This is a genomic window from Bacillus sp. Bos-x628, assembly GCF_040500475.1.
Taxonomy (GTDB): Bacteria; Bacillota; Bacilli; order Bacillales; family Bacillaceae; genus Bacillus; species Bacillus maqinnsis.
The window spans coordinates 339183-357218 of sequence record NZ_CP159358.1 but is presented as its reverse complement, the minus strand read 5'-3'; the positions used below and the strand labels follow the sequence as shown (position 1 = coordinate 357218).

Here is an 18036-nt window from a genome sequence, read left to right as displayed (position 1 = left end):
CAAGGAATATACAACTAAAATGCAAAAAACCTTCTCATATTGAATGAAAAGGTTCCAACTCGGGTTATTTGCCGGATTGATCATCATGACAACGATGGCAAATGCCATGGAATGTCAATCGATGATCCTTAATTTTAAATTTCCAATCACGTTCGATCATTTCTTCCACATCTTCTAATAAATCTTCTTCAATCTCATCAACTGTTCCGCATTCCATGCAGACAAGGTGATGATGGAAGTGAGCGGCACCTTCTTTACGAAGATCATATCGCGAAACGCCGTCTCCAAAGTTAATTTTATCAACAACTTTCAATTCAGTTAGTAATTCTAACGTCCGATAAACAGTAGCAAGACCAATTTCAGGAGACTTCTCTTTTACGAGGAGGTATACATCTTCTGCACTTAAATGGTCTTCTTCATTCTCAAGTAGTACTCTAACTGTTGCTTCACGCTGTGGCGTGAGCTTATAGCTGGAAGAATGAAGCTGTTTCTTAATCCGATCAATACGATTTTCCATTGACTTTCCCTCCTACGCCACATTACTTGATCATTATATCAAATCATGTGCAGAGAGCCAACTATAATCATTTTAAATTGATAAATAAATTGATTATTTTTTAATAATTATTATAAAATAATTCTTAAAAGAGTACACTTGCTAGTTTTTTCATTAGCATCAACGAAAGATAGGATTCAAAAAAAGAGGAAAGAGCAGCAAGCGTTAAAATCATGAGCAATACAGATGCATATCTTCCAAACCACTGGACAGGTGCTTGACTAATATTCTTTTTCAAGAAGAGCTGTCCAATGAGGCGAATGGAAAAAGCAATTGCACAAGTTCCGATGACTAAATAAGCTGGAATCAGCAAAATGTTTTGCGGGAGGACAGATACAAAAGAAAGAAAGAATCCATTCAGCCCCATTTGATTGACAAGGAAACCGACGGTAAAACCAACGACAATTCCTTTTAAAAAAATCATGAGAAAGATCAGCGGCAACCCAATGATGGATATCCCTAGTATCCACATAAGACCTAAGTATTTCATATGATGTAAGAAACTTTGTAAAAACATTTCTTTAGATTCTGTTGTTTTCTCATTCGTCAGCTGACCAAAAAATCGATTTAAATAATAGAATAAATCCTCTTTCTGACTGATTGTCATGCTATTGACAATGATCGCTCCAAAGATGACGCCCATTAAAAAGAGAACAGATACAAACAAATAAATAGAGAGATGATCTTTTACATGCTGAAGAAGATGTTCCTTCCAAGACTTTTTGCGCATACGTCTTCCTCCCAAATAGTAAAGGTTACTAGATTCTATGAGAGAGAATACGAAACATGACAGTTTTATTGTAAGAAAAAAGAGACAACAGCAGACAGACTTGCTTTCTCTTTTATTTTTATCGTGCAGCTTTTTGTAAGTTCACAAGCCCTGCTCCATAATAAAATGGCTCCCCAAGTTTTGTGGCTGTTTGCGAGAGTCTTTCACGCACTTCTTTGTTTGTCAGGTTTGGGTGTTTTGATAGAATAACAGCGGCTGCGCCCGCTACATGTGGTGAAGCCATTGACGTTCCGCTCTTATAGCCATATTCGTTGTTAGGAATTGTGCTTAACGTCGAAACGCCCGGTGCTGATACCTCGATTTCTTCTCCAACAGAGGAATCAAACGCTCTTTGCCTTCTTTGATCAACAGATGCTACAGCAACAACCGAGCTGTATTTGGCAGGATAGTCAATGGTATTTAATGAACCGTAACTACCCGCATTCCCAGCGGAGGCCACAATGAGAAGCCCTTTGTCATACGCCCTATCTACGGCTTCCTCCAGCGCCTCTGATTCACTTGCGCCCCCCATACTAATATTCAAGACATCCATGTGATTCTCAATGGCCCATTCAATTCCTTTAATAATCCAGCTATAGTAGCCATTACCGTTTTGATCTGCTACCTTTACTGCATAAAGAGAAGCTTTTGGCGCTACACCTACGACTCCAATTTTATTATCTAATGCTGCAATGATACCTGCCACATGCGTTCCATGCTCGTGAAAATCAACCAGCGGGTCAGACTCAGTTGGGACAAAGCTGATACCGCCTGCTACGTTTACATCTTCGTGCTTGCCATCAATGCCACTATCCAGTACCGCGACTTTGACGTTCTGTCCAGCGTATCCCCGTTTATGTACCTTTTGTGCTTTGATGCTCTTTATGCCGTAAGGGACGGTTTGACCACTTGTTTTCGCCTTTTGGTCCTCTTCAATAAATGTAACTTCTTTTGCTTGTTTCAGCTTTTCTTTCGAAGTCTCATTCAATGAAACTTTCATCATATCTATTTGTTCTATTGATTCTTTCACATGTCCACCAGCTTCTTGCACAAGCTGTTTTTGTACTCGATCTTGAACGGAAGAAGAAAAGCCGATCATATACTCTTTTTTTGCTTGCTCCTTTGCAGATATGTCCGCTACGCCAAATGTGATTGATATCAGTATTATACTTGCCATACAAAGCCCTGTGCCAAATGACTTTACTTTCACAATACGCACTCTCCCTTTCATTGCTTTTTTGCCATTTAACTACACCTTGATTCAAAAAGAAACGACCGTTTGTCCTATTTTTTAAAATTTTACCAATTTTTTGATATAGTTGTCACAAAAAAGCAAAATAAAAAGGCTTATGATCATCTTGGTCATGGATCATACACATTCTTACCTTCATGTTTAATCATGTCATTTGGTATGGCTTCTTGTTTTCATTTTCTTTTTGGGTACTAAAATTCTGCGCAATTCCTCTGGGCTGTTCTGCCTTTCAATTGTACTGTCTTAGAACATGCTTGCATTTTTTGTTTTTCTCATTTGGCAGATCCTTTTTTGTCATTATCATCACGAAAAAAAGATAGACGTACTCACACGCCTATCCTTCCTTTTTCATCACCATATCAAGATGCGGGATACCATCTTCATTATAACAGTCTGAAACAGCTTCAAAACCAAAAGATTCGTAAAACGACTTCAAATAGGCTTGCGCCTGTATTTTCACACTTTTTTCTTCTAATTCGCTGAGCTTTTCCAAAGCAGCTCCAAGTAGTAATCTCCCATAGCCTTTCTTCCGGTGCGCTTGTGTGACAAGCACACGACCGATAGAAGCTTCCTGATACACGATTCCACTTTGAAAAATTCGGCAATAGGCAACAATGCTGCCGTTCTCTTTTGCTATTAAATGAAGAGCTTTTTGGTCACGATCATCTATTTCTGGATAAGGACATGTTTGTTCCACGACAAATACGTGGACCCTTTCCATTAATAGGTGATAAAGGTCGTTTTTTGATAGTTGTTCAAATGTTTGACACGTCCATTTAAGTTGCTTCATGGTTGATATCCACCTTGCCATAGACTCCGCCTCCGCCAGCGATCAGTCCAACTTCTCCCTTTCTTGCTTTTATGATGTAATTAGCTGTTTTTTCTGGCAGTACATTTTTCAGTTCTTTTTCAGTTGCTTGATGTAGAATATTCATTTCCGTTTGAAATACTGTTTTCAGCTTTTCTAAAGTTCTTGCACCAACACCCGGAATAAATTGAAGCGGAAGCTGATGGACATAAGGCGGCCGTTTTCCTTTGTCACTTTCCTGATCAGCAAGCTCCTTTAAACGCTCACTCACCCCTTTTATAAAACGGGTATGCCCGCACGCCTGACATACATGGTCATTCTCATTTGGTCTCACCCCGCACTTTTCACAGGTCGTATGATAATATTTCCCGAGCTGAGGGGCAAGTCCATAATTACCCGTAATTTTTCGACCATCTTTCCCTTGAAGGGCTAATGCAAATTCTCTAAAGGAAGCATGATCCATTAGAATTTTTGTATATTCTCGTGCGATTTTCCCTAAGGAATGCGCATCTGAATTTGTTAAAAAGGGATAGCGATTCAGTTCACTGAGCTGGGAAGCCATGGACGTATCACAACTGAGTCCAAGCTCAACAGCATCAATGAAGTTCGGATCAAACACTTCGGTTAAAGAAGCTTTTACCCCTTTACCATATAAACTTTTATGAGGAGTGAAAATATGCGCAGGGATAAATAAACCTCCCAGCTCCTTTACCTTGTGCTGAAGAGTTCTGCCATCAACATATAGACGCTGTGAACTCAAATGAACATTCTTCATGTGAAGTGCTAGCCATGCTGAGAATTCAGACATTTTTATTAATGTTGGCATAAATGCAAGCACATGAATTGGGCCATTTGAATATCCATCATTAATTTCTAGTTCACTGCCCAGCAATAAAACCGTTTGTCCAAATGATAGACCTCCATCATCCAGTTCGGAATATCGCCCTTCCTTGACACCATCTATTAATTCTTCTAGAACTTCGGGAGATTGCGCATCAATCACACCAATCATTCCCATCCCCTTACTTTGTGACGCCTCTATTAAAATTTGATCAATGGTTAACGACCTTGCACCTGTAATTTTGACAGCCCTGCCTGTTCTCGTCCTGCCAATGTGAATATGGATGTCTGCAAAAAACTCCCTCATTTTGTTCACTCAAGTACCTCTTGAAGTTGTAAATACTGGATGGCATAAGCTGTTTTTGCATCATAAATGTGCTGTTTTTCAATGAGGTGCAATGCTTCTTCTAAGGAAACCTCCATGACTTCTACAAATTCATCTTCATCAAGTTCTCTTTTTTCTTCAAGCGGAACTAATTGATCAGCCAAATAAATGTGAACAAGCTCATCCGCAAATCCAGGGGATGTGTAAAAAGCGGTTAGTTTTTTGAGATGCTGAGTCGTGTATCCTGTTTCTTCTTCTAATTCTCTTCGTGCTGTATGTTTTGGCTCTTCACCTTGTTCCAATTTTCCAGCGGGGATTTCAACAATCGCTCGTTCTAATGCTTTACGATATTGCTTGACCAAAATGATCTTATTTTCTTCCGTACGTGCAATGACCGCTACGGCACCCGGATGTTTAATGATTTCTCGTTTAGCTTGTTTACCGTTTGGTAATTCAACATCTTCAATAATCAAATCAATGATTTTCCCGTTGTATAATGCTTTAGATGTTAATGTTTTCTCTTCAAAGTCTTTCAAATTTGTCAACTCCTCGTTCTACTTTCACTTATTGCTTCATTCATTTTAACATATATGAATGATGAGAAACGAAGAACGAAAGACCGCTTCAATGCGGCATTTGAAATCAACTGGCTTGAATTCCTCATTTTTTTATTTTAATGTGAAAGGATAGGAGTGTGATTGAATTGAAAAAAAGGCGAATTGGCACCTCTGATTTACTTGTAAGTGAGGCTGCACTAGGATGTATGTCCCTTGGTACTGAGAAAGAAAAAGCATTCTCTCTATTGGATGAAGCCATTGATCTCGGAATTAATTATCTGGATACAGCAGATTTATATGACTTTGGAACAAATGAGGAAATCGTCGGTGAAGCCATTAAGAATAGACGACAAGATCTTATTTTGTCGACAAAAGTTGGAAACCGCTTTGTAAAAGGAAAGCCGGGTTGGGATTGGGATCCTTCAAAAGCGTACATAAAAGAGGCCGTAAAACAGAGCCTCAAGCGACTTCAGACAGATTATATTGATTTATATCAATTGCATGGCGGTACCATCCAAGACCCAATTGACGAAACAATCGAAGCTTTTGAAGAATTAGTGGAAGAAGGGGTGATTCGGTATTACGGCATATCATCCATTCGTCCAAACGTCATTAAAGAATATGCTAAAAAATCGAACATTGTCAGTGTCATGATGCAATTTAGCTTACTAGACCGACGTCCAGAAGAATGGCTCTCTCTCCTTGAAGAACAAAGCATTAGTGTTGTCGCGAGAGGTCCTCTTGCGAAAGGGCTTTTAACTGAAAAACCACTTGCTCACGCCAGTGCATCCATTCAAAAAAATGGCTATCTTGCGTACTCATTTGAAGAACTCGAGCAGCTCATCCCTTCTTTAAAATGCGTCGCTTATGACCTAACACTGACTGAGCTTTCGATCCAATATCTCTTAAAGCATTCTGCTGTGAGCTCCGTTGTATTCGGTGCTAGTTCTCTTAAGCAGCTAAAAGAAAATGTTGCTGCGGCAAATGCACGTTCTTTAAGTGAGCAAGAATTAAAAGCATTAAAATACTACACAAAGCAGACTATATATGAAACTCACCGCTTGAAAACAATGTAAAAAGAGATCACTCATGTGGTCTTTTTTTCCAATCTACATTGCTTTCGTCTAATAGCTGCGAAAAGCTTTTATTTTTTCTCTCTGCTGACGAAGCATATCTTGACTCTTTTTTGCTTCTCTTTTTTCTGTTTCTCTTGCAAGCTCTTATTTCATTTGAAGGAGTTTATGTTTTAGATCTTCATTTATGCCGTCCTTTCGTTTTGCTTGATCTTGGTTTGTCTTTTTCATGTCTGTCTCTCTCTTTTTGCCCTAGTGTATCATCCGTTTCATTCGCTGATCAAGAGCACGACACCTTCCCAATATGTGGTATGATCTTTATAGGAAAATCGATAGAAAGGAAGAATTAGCTTGAAGAAGAAATGGATTGTAGCACTCGCCTTATTACCATTCCCTTTTGTCGCAATAGGCATTTTCTTCACCAATAAATTGATGTATATTCGTAAATTAACGGATGAAGAGTTAGTCAAGCGAGAGACAGATGAAGGACATTATCAACACCATGAGTTTAATCAGCTAAAAAAAGAAAAAGTTTGTATCCCCTCATCCTTTGGTTATGATCTTCATGGCTACTTTGTCCCGTTTCCACATACAAAACGTACAATCGTGCTTTGTCACGGCGTCACAGTCAGCCTAATCAATTCAGTCAAATATATGACATTATTTCAAAAACTCGGCTGGAATGTGCTGCTTTATGATCACAGAAGGCATGGAATGAGTGGAGGAAAAACCACAAGTTATGGGTATTATGAAAAAGAAGATTTGGCGCAGGTCATTGAGTGGCTGAGAAAAAGGCTTGGATCTGATGCCACGATTGGCATACATGGTGAATCAATGGGCGCAGTCACTACCTTGTTATACGCTGCAAAGCCCGAAGCAAACGCAAATTTTTACATTGCTGACTGTCCTTTTGCTTCTCTTGAAGAGCAGTTGATTTATAGGTTAAAGATGGACTTTCGCCTATCAGGCAATTGGATTCTCCCGCTAAGTGATTACGTGTTAAAATGGCGAGACGGGTACCGCATTCGGCAAGTAGCCCCGCTTGATGTCATTGATCAAGTGAAAGAACCTGTTCTATTCATTCATAGCCGCCATGACGACTATATCCCCTGTGAACAGAGCCAAAAGCTATATGCACGTAAAAAAGGCGATAAACAGTTATTTATTGCGCCACACGGTGCGCATGCGATGTCTTATAGCGAAAATAAGGAAGCTTATGAGCAAGAGGTTCAGACATTTCTTAAGAAGTTTGTATTCAATAAAAATGAAAGAGGAGTTTGAACCTTTGTTCGTCCCCTCTTTCACTTGACTAACTTATACGATAGTCACTACTGTTGTATGATGTCTGCCCGCCAGCTCCATGTGACTCTCTTCAGATTGCTGCTGACTCATGACCGACAATCCTGCAGTTGCTGCCAATAAAAGAACTATCAAACTCATTTTCATATAAATGACCTCCATTTTGAATTTTTGAGATTGCTTGAATTTTCCTTTCGTAAAAACGAGTAGATGCTTCGAACAGTCCGAGCTCATTATAATAATGAGCAGCATCAAGGGCCAATTCTTCAATATCAGGGTATAAACGCTTGTCCTCCAACAGGTCTAATGTATCGTCTATGATCTTTATTTCTGTATCAACGTATAATGCTTTTAAAAACTGGAATTTACAGACGTATATTTCATCTTCTAATTCACAGGCTTTCATCATACCTTTTTGATAGAGGGTTAACGACTCTTCTTTTTGTTTTTGTTTAAACAGGATTTGTGTCAGCATAAATAATGGGTCTAAAGAGCGATTCAGGTGGGTTAAATTCTCCTTTTCAAACACTTCAAGAGAGTCCCTCAGATAACGACTTGCCGTAACAAGGTCATTCATTTGGTAATAGCAGTTACCTAAGTTGAAAAGGGCCGAACCTATTACTCGGGGATTTCCAATTGAGCGTGCTCGCTTAAGAGCATTTTTAAAGTAGGGCAATGCATGATCATAACATTTCAAATCATCATAGTTTGCACCAATGACAAATTCACAATGGATGATTCTCAGCGTGTACGTTCTGTAGGCCGAATACGTATCTAACGCTTGCAAAGCATAGTGCATCGAAAAGTGGGTTTGTTTCATGTGGTAGTATATTTCTGCTAATTTAAAATAAAATTCCGCTCTCTCTATATCATCTGATATCAGATTGAGCTTTTTTTCTGCTGAACGGTAATAAGCAATGGCACTCAAATAATTTCTTTGTTCAAATTCAAACATTCCTCTGAAAAAATGAACATAGTATTCAAGCATATCCGTTAATTTCGTTTGCGAATTTTGTATCATTTCTAGAAGCTTCTTAATTTCTTCATCATTCGAGGCTTTTTTTGCCGGTTCAAAATATTCAAGCATGACCTTATGGCGAAAATCCATTAGCTGGTAAAACAGTAACAGGTTTTGATCCTGTTCCATCTCAAGAATTTCCTGCTCGATTTCGGCCTTCAACCTCTCTGCTTTCATGACATGAAATCCACAAATCTGCCTATACCATTCGTTAATTTTAATTCCAACCTGAGGCGATGACAGCTTGAGCTTCAATTCATTTAGCACCTCCCTCCTCATATACGATACATGTTGTATTCTATCATATTTCCTCGAATGGAAAAATATGAAAAGTCATTTTTTGCAAAGTTTTCGGTATCCCGCAATAAACGTTTCCATTGCCTATTTTTCGGCATTTACAGCTCTATTCGTTTCATTACTATCTTTTCATTTTGTCAAAATGTCATATGAAAACAGTTTTTTGTCGTTTAATAAGATCATTTTTCAAATTAGACAGTCTTCTTGTTTGATGAGATCATAAACGTACGAAAAAAACCCTTTTCAATAAAGGGCTTTTATAAAACATCTGTCACTTGTTCCATATTCTCTTTAATCCAATTTACTGCTAATTCGAGCGTTGGAAATTCTTCCGTTTCAAATGTGACTTCATCTTGAAGGAGCCAAACATCCTTTTTGACTGAATCCATTCCACCTATTGACCAGTGCAAAAGGCTATAGGGATGATTGTTATTTAAAAACGACACCCACGTTTTATTCTGTGCCGTATTTTGTATCACTTTTAGCTTTTGATCCACTACATTTCCACCTTACTTTACAAGTATACCCATTCTCGGGCTGAGTATTTGTTGAGGACTTTTCAACATGAGTGTATTGGCTTTTTCATTAAAATCAATCGTCATTTCCTCATCAAAAAATACCTTTTGTGCTATGTGTATATACAGCTTAAATGATTGATTATGCTTGAGCTCTTCCCACTCACCTGTTCTTTCACTTGTGAACCAAATCATTGGTACACCGCTTACCGCACAGCCACATCCATCTGAATCATAGCGAAGAAGCAGTTCGTTTGTTTCATGTTCTGCTTGTCGTTTTTCTATAAATGATGCTGCCGACTCTGTTATTTGAATATACATGACGAACATCCTTTTTTCGTTGATTATTATATTGTAACATATCAATTATCAATTAAACATTCTCATGAACTATGCCCATTCTCGATCAGACTTTATTGCTCGGCGCTGTTACAGCCTTTATCGTTGTTCTTCCTTTTTAGTAGCTTCATAAAACACTTGATAGAGGATTTTGTGGATCTTTAGTTTGCGGTGGTCTGGATGTACTCCAACAAAGTAAATCTTCATCTGAATGAGATTGTGATAGAAAACCGACTAAAAAGCCGATCAGTTCCTTTTTCAACGACGACAAAACTTGTTTGCTGAAAATGTTCAAAAAATAGCTTTGGCAGTTTTTCACGCAAATCTCTGCCTCTCCACCAGCTTTGAATGACAGATGTGACATCGTAAAAATCTGATGGCTTCACTTAACGTATCATGATGACTTCGCTCCTTTTCATTTTTGGCTTTACCGCTCTCTTTTTTTTCACAAAAAAGCGATTGTTTTAATTGTCTACCTGTCCGATCAATTATTTGTAAAGACAGACTGAAAGCCCCCTAAGTTTAAAGTTTGAGGGATTTCTGTTCTTTCAGTCAGCCGCCATCTCCTTTCAAATCTTCACACTTATTTCAAAAAGTTCACTTTTTGTGCAAAAGTTTCACTCTTTCGTATGGTAAGATGGTTCGTATGGAAAGGGTTAGAAATGTGTTTATTGGAGATGATGATATTGGTTTGGGTCGTTAGTTCGCTTGTTGTGTTTAGTCTTTTGAAGCTGCTTGTCACCTCGCTGCCTTCTGGTGTTGTTGAACGCCTGCTCAGTCGTTTTGCGGTGCATGCAAAAGTAACAGGTGATCAAACAAACATAACTTTTCAAGGTCGCCCGATAGGCGATCAACAAAAATCTGAAATTATTCAACATTTTAATGAAGCGATCTTTATTGAACGCTACTATATTTATCCTGGAGATGAAAAGCGTTTTCTGCAACCGAATGACGGGCCGACGCCGCTTATGATGCAAACGAAGCTTGGCAAGCAGGATGTGACCCTTTATTTGTTTCATTACGATGACCATGTGGATGTGGTTCGGCAGTATACCCATAAGCCAAAGAAAAAACTCACAGCTTACCGTTTGCGCTCTGAACCGCTTCAAACCTTCCACACCATGGCACATACCTGAGATTACATTTAATTTGCGTAGACGAAGTGTGAGACACTTCGTCTTTTATCAAAAGTACAGAAAAAAGCTGAATTATAAACGAAATCGCTTATGATTCAGCTTCTGTCATATTTACTTTATTTTTCCATTAGAAAATTTCGTCGTTTTCACAATCGTGAGCACAATGGTTTCGAGCATTAAATAGAATAAATTCGCTACACCAAACGTGATAAGCGAAAGTTTGTCATACTTTACTAAAATCATGAGTGTGAATATGATTAATACATTCTTAAAAAGCATCGTATAATTCACGATCTTTCCTTTTTCATTAACAAAAAAATCGGTAATGATGGTTCTCTGTATGAAAAAAAGATGATATAGCATAAATATATAGCAGTATTTATATATCATTCCTTTGCTATTTTAAATAAAACAACAAACTGACACGCAATATCAAATAAGAGGGTCTCCAAACACCTGATTTATACTTTTTGTTGACCTCTTTTTCTATTACTATCGGACAATACGGATTATCTCCAAATAAATAAATCGTTTGCTCCTATATGAATCGACAACTTTCCACCCACCATTTATGGTATCACTCCTTCATTTTCCATTTCACCATCAAGCACTCAAAGATATGAATGATTTACCAGTATCTATTTCACCTTCTATTGGTTACAATAAAAAACGAACATACGTTCTTAGAGGTGGAAAGCAATGAATGAAAGAGCAATTCTACTTGTCGATATGCAGTCATTTTATGCATCAGTAGAGAAGATAGAAGCTCCTCACTTGGAGCATGTGCCACTCATTGTCTCAGGAGATCCAAAGCGGCGAAGTGGGGTTGTGCTTGCAGCATGCCCTCTCGCCAAGAAACGAGGCGTACAAAATGCATCAAGATTATGGGAAGCACAGGAGAAATGTCCCGAAGCAGTTGTGGTTCGTCCCCGTATGCAGCGTTATCTTGATGTATCTGTCATGATTACAGAACTGCTTGAGCAATACACAGATCTTGTTGAGCCCTATTCAATTGATGAGCAGTTTCTTGATATTACTGGCAGTCTCACATTATTGGGCTCTCCCCGCGATATCGCTCAAAACATACAGACGACCATTATGAATCAGACCGGCATTTATGCACGTGTTGGCATCGGTCCTAATAAAGTACTCGCTAAAATGGCTTGTGACCATTTTGCTAAAAAGAATACATCAGGTATTTATGAGCTCAGTTCAGATCGAATCGCTGCTGATTTATGGCCGCTTCCGATCGGAAAATTATTTGGAGTTGGCAAACGAATGGAACATCATCTAAAACGAATGGGCATCAGCACAATCGGTACGCTGGCCACTTATCCATTAGACCGGTTAAAAAAACGCTGGGGCATTAATGGAGAACTTTTGCAGCGGACAGCTTTAGGCCACGATCCTTCTCCTGTAACCGTTCATACACATGATCAGCAAAAAGCGATTGGACATCACATGACCTTGCCGCATGATTATTCATCCTTTGAGGAGATCAAAGTGGCACTCCTTGAATTGAGTGAAGAGGTGGCAAGACGTGCACGTTTTAAGCACTATCTTGGACAGACGGTCTCTGTCGGTGTAAGAGGAGCTGATTTTTCGCATCCTACAGGATTTCACAGACAAATCAAACTCCACTCTCCCACCCAGTACGGGGTAGATATTGCAGAGGCAGCCATTCAATTGTGTCAGCAGCACTGGGATGGCCAGCCCATTCGTCGTGTCGGCATCACCCTCTCTCAACTCAAGCCTGACAATGAATATCAGCTGACTTTATTTGATCATCATCTAAAAAAAGACAAACTAAGCAAAGTATTTGATGAGATTCATTTCAAATACGGACCTGCTTCATTACTGCACGCTTCGTCACTGACAACCGCTGGGCAAGCTTATCACCGTGCTGAGAAAATTGGCGGTCATTATAAATAGCGGAGGTGAATAACCATGAATCCCAATAAACTAACACCAGGATACAACATCATGTGGGAATCAAGCCGAATGATGCTGCCAGAGCATCGAGAACAGCTACTTGCTCAAAAACGAAAGAAAAAAGAATACGTCCCCCTTCCGCTAAGTGCTGATCAGCTCGAGGACATGAATTTTCTTATGATGCAGTCGATTACCGAGGATCAAGCGATTTCCATTACATATGTATCTTCAGGCATTAAAGCGCAGTTTTGGGGATGGGTCAAAGCCATTCATTATGAAACCAAGCGCGTGAAAATGGTGAATGATGAAGATGTTCTGGAGCTTTCCTTGCAGCAAATTGTAGCGATTGAATCAAGAGCAGACTGTCTTGATTTGTAAAATACAAGGAAAATCAAAATGGATGAAAGATTGCTTGAAAAAATGCTCGATCAGGGCTTACGGCAATGTGTGGAAAACCACCTGTTCAGCTCTTCTGAAAAATCAATGCTCAGCGCGACCTTAAAAAATCGGCAAAAGGATGTACCAAAAGAGGATGTACAATCATATTCAGGAAGTTCTCTATGAATTTCTTGCCACATGACTTTGTTTCCTACATTAAATTGTGTATTTAATTTACACAATTTTTCATGTATGATTGGAACATCTTACAAACTCAGGGGAGAAACAGGATGAAAAATAACTTACGTACTTTACATCCACTAAGCTGGACGATCATTATCGGCACCATATTCGGCCGAATGGCGACATCCATGAGCATCCCATTTTTAGCCGTTTATTTGACACAAGTCAAAGGGGCAACAGCCTCTTCTGCGGGATTCATCATCGCTGTCAGCTCGCTCATTGGAATCGTTGCGAGCTTTTACGGCGGCTACATTTCCGACCGAATTGGCAGAAAAAAAGTCATGCTCATGTCCATCTTCGGCTGGACACTTGTCTTTGTCGGTTTTGCGTTTGCAGATGCCATCTGGGTATTCTTTGTCATGAACGCACTAAACGGACTTTGCCGGGCACTTTTTGAACCAACTTCTAAAGCACTCTTATCAGATGTCACACCACCGAGCATTCGGTTGTTTGTATTCAATTTAAGGTACACAGCAATTAACATTGGCGTTATCTTTGGTCCACTTCTTGGCTTATATCTTGGGTCATCAAAAACCACCATTCCGTTTCTTGCTGCTGCTTTCATTTACTTTCTGTACGGATTAACTCTTGCATGGCAATTCAAGAAACATCCGGTTGCCACTCCAGCAAGCATCAAACAAATTAGTATCAAAAAAGCCCTTTCCATTATCCAGAAGGACACAGTCTTTACCATTATCCTGATCGGTATTATTTTATGTTCGTTCGGCTATTCACAACTAAGCTCGACGTTGCCTCAATATTTATCGGCTTCTCCTTTTATTGAGGACGGTCCTAAGCTGTTTGGATATCTTTTATCATTAAATGCTGTCGTTGTCATTGTGGTTCAATACCCGCTCCTTTTGATCGCCAAGCGTTACTCTACCATTTTGTCTTTGACCGCCGGAAATGTTCTCATTGCAGGTAGCTTGTTTGCTATTGCTTTCTCACAAAGTCTCGGTACGCTTGCCTTTATCATTGTGATCTTTACCATCGGAGAAGTGTTGCTATTTGCCATGATGGATCTCTTTATCGACAATATTGCAAAGCCTGAAGTGAAGGGATCGTACTTTGGTGCAGTGGGGTTTTCTCAGCTCGGCAGTGTCATCGGACCATGGGTTGGCGGCATGTGCATTGACTTTTTCGGGGCAGCGAACCCCCTTTCAATTTTTTCTGTCCTTTCGATCATCACCATTGCAGGCGTTCCATTCTTACTTATCGGATACTACCGGCTGCGGAAAAGATCTGAGGCGAGCGTTGCTGTTAACATCCGTGCAGACCATTAAAAACATGAGATTTTCAGACTGTAAAGGGTTTTTTTCGCTTTCAATCACGAAAATATAAGAGGTTGAATAGCTCAACAGAAAGAAAAAAGCTTGTCGATTTTGTCGACAAGCTCAAACCCTTTCTAACATGAGCGGTATTTTAATTATACTCGGCGTATTGCGATCTCTTCCACCTTATGCTGAGCACCTTTTTTTAAAATCAGATCTGCTCTATATTTTGTCGGCAAAATATTTTCATATAAATTAGGACGATTTACTGTATTCCAAATCGTACTTGCCATCTGATCAGCCTCTTCGTCGGTCAAATCTTTGTATTGATGAAAAAATGATTCAGGGTCTTGGAAGGCTGTTTCTCGAAGCAAACGAAAACGTTCTTTATACCAAGATTGAATCTGCATTTCAGCGGCATCCACATAAATAGAGAAATCAAAGAAATCTGATACAAACACACGAGGTTCATCTTTCAAATCATCTAGCGCTGGTGATTGAAGGACATTGATCCCTTCAATGATGACAATATCTGCATCCTCCACTGTTTCATAAACTCCTTCGAGTCGGTCGTAGGTTAAATGAGAATAAACCGGTGCACGTACGATTTGTTTACCCGATTTTAATTCATTTAAAAATGAGAGCAATGCTTTGACATCATAGCTTTCCGGAAATCCCTTCTTTTCCATAAGACCTCTCTCTCTTAGCTCTTTTTGAGGATACAAAAAGCCATCGGTTGTGACAAGGCTCACCTTCAGCCCATCTCCAAGTCTTGATAAAAGAGTTTCAATAATACGTGCGGTCGTACTCTTACCAACGGCTACACTTCCAGCAATCCCAATTAAAAAGGGGATTTTGGCATCATGTGGATAGTTCAAAAAAGCATTGACATGCTGGTTTTTTTGTTTTTCTGCAAATACATGTAATGTAAGAAAACGAATAAGTGGTATGTAAATCTCCTGAACTTCTTCAAGCGATAAATAATCGTTTAATCCTTGAAGCGCTCTTGCTTCCTCTTCTGAAACAGACACCGGCATATGTTCCCCAAGAGCTGCCCAAGCATCTCTCGTATGGCGTGTATATAGTGTATTAAAATTCAGTCGTTCTTCACCCAAGTTCTTTCCCACCAATCTTCACTAAACTCATATACAAAAAAACGATAATCCGATTGTAGCTTAAAATGAAGGCGCTGTCTTTATTTTAAGCTAAAGTTTGCTCCTTTTATGAAAAAAAGAATGAAAAAGAGGGTCAATAAGGGGATTCAGTTGGATAGACAGAAGGGAGCACACCAAATGAAGTATGTGATAATTGGCGGAGATGCAGCAGGAATGAGCTGCCATGCAAAAATATACAGAGAGGATTCAGACGCCCACATTGTCGCTTTAGAAAAAGGAGAGATTTACTCATATAGATCGTGCAGACTCCCCTACTTCATTGGCCGTCTTATAGATATCACAGTAAAAGCCGTCGCCCAGTCTGTTTCATGTTTTTGGTGTTGCCAATATTAAGCCTCATTAAGCAGAAAAAGAAACCAGTTCATGACCGGTTTCTGTCATTTTTTACTTTTTCATCATCGCTTTACGCACCGCTTTTTCAAATAAGAATGGGAAAAGCAGATACAATTTGCTACTAGCATTCATCCAACCGGGTAAATTAATTTCTCTTCTTTTGGTCATCATCGCTGAAACGACCTTTCCTGCTACCTTGTCAGCACTGAGCATGATGAAATCAACGTTCTTCACATATTCACCACTACGATCAGCAATGGTAAAGAAGTCTGTTGCAATCGGCCCTGGGTTCACCGTTGTGACGTGGATACCAAAGTCTGCAAGCTCCATTCTAAGACTGTTTGAAAAACCGAGCACTGCATGCTTTGATGCTGAGTAGATCGCTGATTTAGGTGTTGCGATTTTTCCTGCTTGAGACGCAATATTGATAATATGACCCTGCCCTCTTTTTTTCATATCAGGTATCACTTTTTTCGTGCAGGCGATAAGACCAAATACATTGACCTCAAACATAGAAATCATTTCTTCAATAGATGCATCTTCTACTAGATCGAATAAGCCAAAGCCGGCATTGTTGACCAAAATATCAACAGGTCCTACCTCTTCATACGCGCGATCAATTTGCTCAAGCTGACTCACATCAAGTTCAACGATTTGACAAACTCCTCCAGCATTGATAATCTTTTCTTTCACATCTGTTAGTTTTTCTATTCTTCTTGCAGAAATGATGACCTCTGCTCCTTGCTCTGATGCCAAATAGGCCATTTTTTCACCGATTCCGCTAGAAGCACCCGTCATCCATATTCTCTTTCCTTTTAATCGTCCCATGCGCTTCACTCCTTAGTTTGCTTGGTAATAGAGTATCCCATCTTTTTCTATTTCTTCAATTTGTCCAGCCGCTTTGAGCACATCTAGCTGACCTACTGTTTCAGACATGGTTAAAAATAATGCCTCTTCATATAAAACAGGAAACAGCGTGCGGCATAGGTGAAAAGCTGTCATTTCTTTTCGTTGGAGCAACTGATAGATAGTATGAGCTCGTTTCTCTTGTTTCTTAAAACGTTCTTTTATCAATTCATGATGAGAAGTAATTAGCTGACCGTGACCTGGATAGATGGTCTTGATTGGCCAAGTCAATAATCGATGAAGTGATTTTTTATATTGAATCAACGATTTTTGACGCTCCTGCCCTTCATCTGGTGCTTCCATTAACGGATTAGAGGAAATGGTTGTTAAAAGCAAATCACCACCAATGAAGTTCCCCGTCACTTCATCTAAAAAGGAAAGATGAGACTGTGCATGACCCGGAGTTTCCACTACAAGGAAGTGCTCATGTCCCTTTATACGATCCCCTTCCTTAAGCACGCTGTCAAGATGTGCAGTACAGGAATATGTATAGGACTGCTTCACAATTCTCTCACATTCATTTTGATGAAGCGGCACACCTAATTGCTGAAAATACGTATCCATAAAGTCAATTTGGCGCTGCATAAACTGAGGATCCCGACTAATATATGGTTCATTCACCTGATGTCCAAGCACACGTATCTCGGGTTTCATCATATCTAAGAGACCGACATGATCTGCATGATGATGAGTCAAGACCACTTGATCTATATCTTCAATGCACAAATGATGTTGTTTTAATTGCGTAACAAAGGCTTGCTGCGCCTCTATTGTCATAGGTCCGCAATCCACTAGGGTCACAGCCTCTCCTTTTAATACATATGCATGGACATCCCCAACGGCAAACGGTGTGGGGATTGATAACTGAATGATGTCTTCTTTCACTTTTATACGTCATCTCCTGCTTTTTAACTCGTGACTCAAATCTATTCACACCTCTTTATTTATTGTATCTTGCAAAAGGCAGACTGTCATGTTGTTTAAATGGTCAATTTTTTTATCAGCTCCTATTGA

At 39.4% G+C, this 18036-nt stretch carries 20 protein-coding genes and 2 pseudogenes; 7 read left to right on the top strand and 15 right to left on the bottom strand.

Annotated features, from left to right (window positions below; translation table 11 throughout):
• Window positions 1-64: 64 nt before the first annotated feature.
• The 6 genes from fur to ABVJ71_RS01865 form a co-directional block, all read right to left on the bottom strand.
• Window positions 65-517, bottom strand: coding sequence for a ferric iron uptake transcriptional regulator (gene fur, locus ABVJ71_RS01890; protein WP_353855346.1), 453 nt, complete (start codon window positions 515-517; stop codon window positions 65-67).
• A 124-nt stretch (window positions 518-641) separates the two neighbouring features.
• A complete protein-coding gene (gene spoIIM / locus ABVJ71_RS01885; protein ID WP_353855345.1) occupies window positions 642-1286 on the bottom strand; it encodes a stage II sporulation protein M in 645 nt (214 codons plus the stop codon).
• A 118-nt stretch (window positions 1287-1404) separates the two neighbouring features.
• Complete coding sequence (locus tag ABVJ71_RS01880; RefSeq protein WP_353855344.1) at window positions 1405-2535, bottom strand: S8 family peptidase; 1131 nt, start codon at window positions 2533-2535, stop codon at window positions 1405-1407.
• Between the two features lie 376 nt (window positions 2536-2911).
• Window positions 2912-3367: a GNAT family N-acetyltransferase gene (locus ABVJ71_RS01875; RefSeq protein WP_353855343.1), complete on the bottom strand. Its 456-nt coding sequence runs from the start codon at window positions 3365-3367 to the stop codon at window positions 2912-2914.
• Complete coding sequence (locus ABVJ71_RS01870; protein WP_353856519.1) at window positions 3354-4532, bottom strand: TIGR00375 family protein; 1179 nt, start codon at window positions 4530-4532, stop codon at window positions 3354-3356. The genes ABVJ71_RS01875 and ABVJ71_RS01870 overlap by 14 nt, the downstream gene beginning before the upstream one ends.
• A gap of 5 nt (window positions 4533-4537) precedes the next feature.
• Entirely contained in the window at window positions 4538-5086 is a 549-nt protein-coding gene (locus ABVJ71_RS01865; RefSeq protein WP_353855342.1) for an NUDIX hydrolase, read from the bottom strand.
• Between the two features lie 167 nt (window positions 5087-5253).
• Between ABVJ71_RS01865 and ABVJ71_RS01860 the strand changes: the two genes are divergently transcribed.
• Window positions 5254-6183 (top strand): aldo/keto reductase, encoded by a 930-nt coding sequence (locus ABVJ71_RS01860; protein ID WP_353856518.1) that lies wholly within the window; start codon window positions 5254-5256, stop codon window positions 6181-6183.
• A 7-nt stretch (window positions 6184-6190) separates the two neighbouring features.
• Here the strand turns inward: ABVJ71_RS01860 and ABVJ71_RS01855 are convergent, their stop codons facing one another.
• The gene (locus ABVJ71_RS01855; protein ID WP_353856517.1) at window positions 6191-6331 is read right to left on the bottom strand and encodes a DUF3886 domain-containing protein; all 141 of its coding nucleotides are present in this window, start codon (window positions 6329-6331) and stop codon (window positions 6191-6193) included.
• Between the two features lie 200 nt (window positions 6332-6531).
• Here ABVJ71_RS01855 and ABVJ71_RS01850 point away from each other — a divergent pair, with 200 nt between their 5' ends.
• Window positions 6532-7461, top strand: a complete 930-nt coding sequence (locus tag ABVJ71_RS01850; RefSeq protein ID WP_353855341.1) for an alpha/beta hydrolase — start codon at window positions 6532-6534, stop codon at window positions 7459-7461.
• A gap of 28 nt (window positions 7462-7489) precedes the next feature.
• On the opposite strand, the pseudogene ABVJ71_RS01845 reads toward ABVJ71_RS01850, so the two are convergent.
• The 4 genes and pseudogenes from ABVJ71_RS01845 to ABVJ71_RS01830 form a co-directional block, all read right to left on the bottom strand.
• Window positions 7490-8752 (bottom strand): annotated as a pseudogene (locus ABVJ71_RS01845) (Rap family tetratricopeptide repeat protein).
• A 299-nt stretch (window positions 8753-9051) separates the two neighbouring features.
• Window positions 9052-9291, bottom strand: a complete 240-nt coding sequence (locus ABVJ71_RS01840) for a YqkC family protein (protein WP_095408938.1) — start codon at window positions 9289-9291, stop codon at window positions 9052-9054.
• Between the two features lie 12 nt (window positions 9292-9303).
• Window positions 9304-9630, bottom strand: a complete 327-nt coding sequence (locus tag ABVJ71_RS01835) for an iron-sulfur cluster biosynthesis family protein (protein WP_353855340.1) — start codon at window positions 9628-9630, stop codon at window positions 9304-9306.
• 221 nt (window positions 9631-9851) lie between these two features.
• Window positions 9852-10034 carry a hypothetical protein gene (locus tag ABVJ71_RS01830; RefSeq protein ID WP_353855339.1) on the bottom strand — a complete coding sequence of 61 codons (183 nt, stop codon included), beginning with the start codon at window positions 10032-10034 and terminating at the stop codon, window positions 9852-9854.
• 300 nt (window positions 10035-10334) lie between these two features.
• Between ABVJ71_RS01830 and ABVJ71_RS01825 the strand changes: the two genes are divergently transcribed.
• The gene (locus tag ABVJ71_RS01825; protein WP_353856516.1) at window positions 10335-10784 is read left to right on the top strand and encodes a YfmQ family protein; all 450 of its coding nucleotides are present in this window, start codon (window positions 10335-10337) and stop codon (window positions 10782-10784) included.
• 111 nt (window positions 10785-10895) lie between these two features.
• Here ABVJ71_RS01825 and ABVJ71_RS01820 read toward each other — a convergent pair whose 3' ends face one another.
• On the bottom strand, window positions 10896-11075 hold the full coding sequence (locus ABVJ71_RS01820) for a hypothetical protein (protein WP_353855338.1): 180 nt from the start codon (window positions 11073-11075) through the stop codon (window positions 10896-10898).
• Window positions 11076-11483: 408 nt separating this feature from the next.
• Here ABVJ71_RS01820 and ABVJ71_RS01815 point away from each other — a divergent pair, with 408 nt between their 5' ends.
• The 3 genes from ABVJ71_RS01815 to ABVJ71_RS01805 all read left to right on the top strand — a co-directional run bounded on the left by ABVJ71_RS01815 (window position 11484) and on the right by ABVJ71_RS01805 (window position 14620).
• On the top strand, window positions 11484-12716 hold the full coding sequence (locus tag ABVJ71_RS01815; RefSeq protein WP_353855337.1) for a DNA polymerase IV: 1233 nt from the start codon (window positions 11484-11486) through the stop codon (window positions 12714-12716).
• A 15-nt stretch (window positions 12717-12731) separates the two neighbouring features.
• Window positions 12732-13094 (top strand): YolD-like family protein, encoded by a 363-nt coding sequence (locus ABVJ71_RS01810; protein ID WP_353855336.1) that lies wholly within the window; start codon window positions 12732-12734, stop codon window positions 13092-13094.
• Window positions 13095-13384: 290 nt separating this feature from the next.
• The gene (locus ABVJ71_RS01805; protein ID WP_353855335.1) at window positions 13385-14620 is read left to right on the top strand and encodes an MFS transporter; all 1236 of its coding nucleotides are present in this window, start codon (window positions 13385-13387) and stop codon (window positions 14618-14620) included.
• Between the two features lie 143 nt (window positions 14621-14763).
• Here the strand turns inward: ABVJ71_RS01805 and coaA are convergent, their stop codons facing one another.
• The gene (gene coaA / locus ABVJ71_RS01800; protein WP_353855334.1) at window positions 14764-15723 is read right to left on the bottom strand and encodes a type I pantothenate kinase; all 960 of its coding nucleotides are present in this window, start codon (window positions 15721-15723) and stop codon (window positions 14764-14766) included.
• Window positions 15724-15900: 177 nt separating this feature from the next.
• Here coaA and ABVJ71_RS01795 point away from each other — a divergent pair.
• A pseudogene (locus tag ABVJ71_RS01795) lies at window positions 15901-16086 on the top strand (CoA-disulfide reductase); the annotation flags it as partial.
• A gap of 81 nt (window positions 16087-16167) precedes the next feature.
• Here ABVJ71_RS01795 and ABVJ71_RS01790 read toward each other — a convergent pair.
• Entirely contained in the window at window positions 16168-16944 is a 777-nt protein-coding gene (locus tag ABVJ71_RS01790) for an SDR family oxidoreductase (RefSeq protein WP_353855333.1), read from the bottom strand.
• A 12-nt stretch (window positions 16945-16956) separates the two neighbouring features.
• Window positions 16957-17907 (bottom strand): MBL fold metallo-hydrolase, encoded by a 951-nt coding sequence (locus tag ABVJ71_RS01785; RefSeq protein ID WP_353855332.1) that lies wholly within the window; start codon window positions 17905-17907, stop codon window positions 16957-16959.
• Between the last annotated feature and the right edge of the window lie 129 nt (window positions 17908-18036).

What these genes read in the sequence shown, in the direction of transcription:
- ABVJ71_RS01790 (WP_353855333.1), bottom strand. Translation starts at nt 16,944, where the DNA reads ATGGGACGATTAAAAGGAAAGAGAATATGGATGACGGGTGCTTCTAGC.
- ABVJ71_RS01815 (WP_353855337.1), top strand. Translation starts at nt 11,484, where the DNA reads ATGAATGAAAGAGCAATTCTACTTGTCGATATGCAGTCATTTTATGCA.
- spoIIM (WP_353855345.1), bottom strand. Translation starts at nt 1,286, where the DNA reads ATGCGCAAAAAGTCTTGGAAGGAACATCTTCTTCAGCATGTAAAAGAT.
- ABVJ71_RS01875 (WP_353855343.1), bottom strand. Translation starts at nt 3,367, where the DNA reads ATGAAGCAACTTAAATGGACGTGTCAAACATTTGAACAACTATCAAAA.
- fur (WP_353855346.1), bottom strand. Translation starts at nt 517, where the DNA reads ATGGAAAATCGTATTGATCGGATTAAGAAACAGCTTCATTCTTCCAGC.
- ABVJ71_RS01810 (WP_353855336.1), top strand. Translation starts at nt 12,732, where the DNA reads ATGAATCCCAATAAACTAACACCAGGATACAACATCATGTGGGAATCA.
- ABVJ71_RS01870 (WP_353856519.1), bottom strand. Translation starts at nt 4,532, where the DNA reads ATGAGGGAGTTTTTTGCAGACATCCATATTCACATTGGCAGGACGAGA.
- ABVJ71_RS01805 (WP_353855335.1), top strand. Translation starts at nt 13,385, where the DNA reads ATGAAAAATAACTTACGTACTTTACATCCACTAAGCTGGACGATCATT.
- ABVJ71_RS01835 (WP_353855340.1), bottom strand. Translation starts at nt 9,630, where the DNA reads ATGTATATTCAAATAACAGAGTCGGCAGCATCATTTATAGAAAAACGA.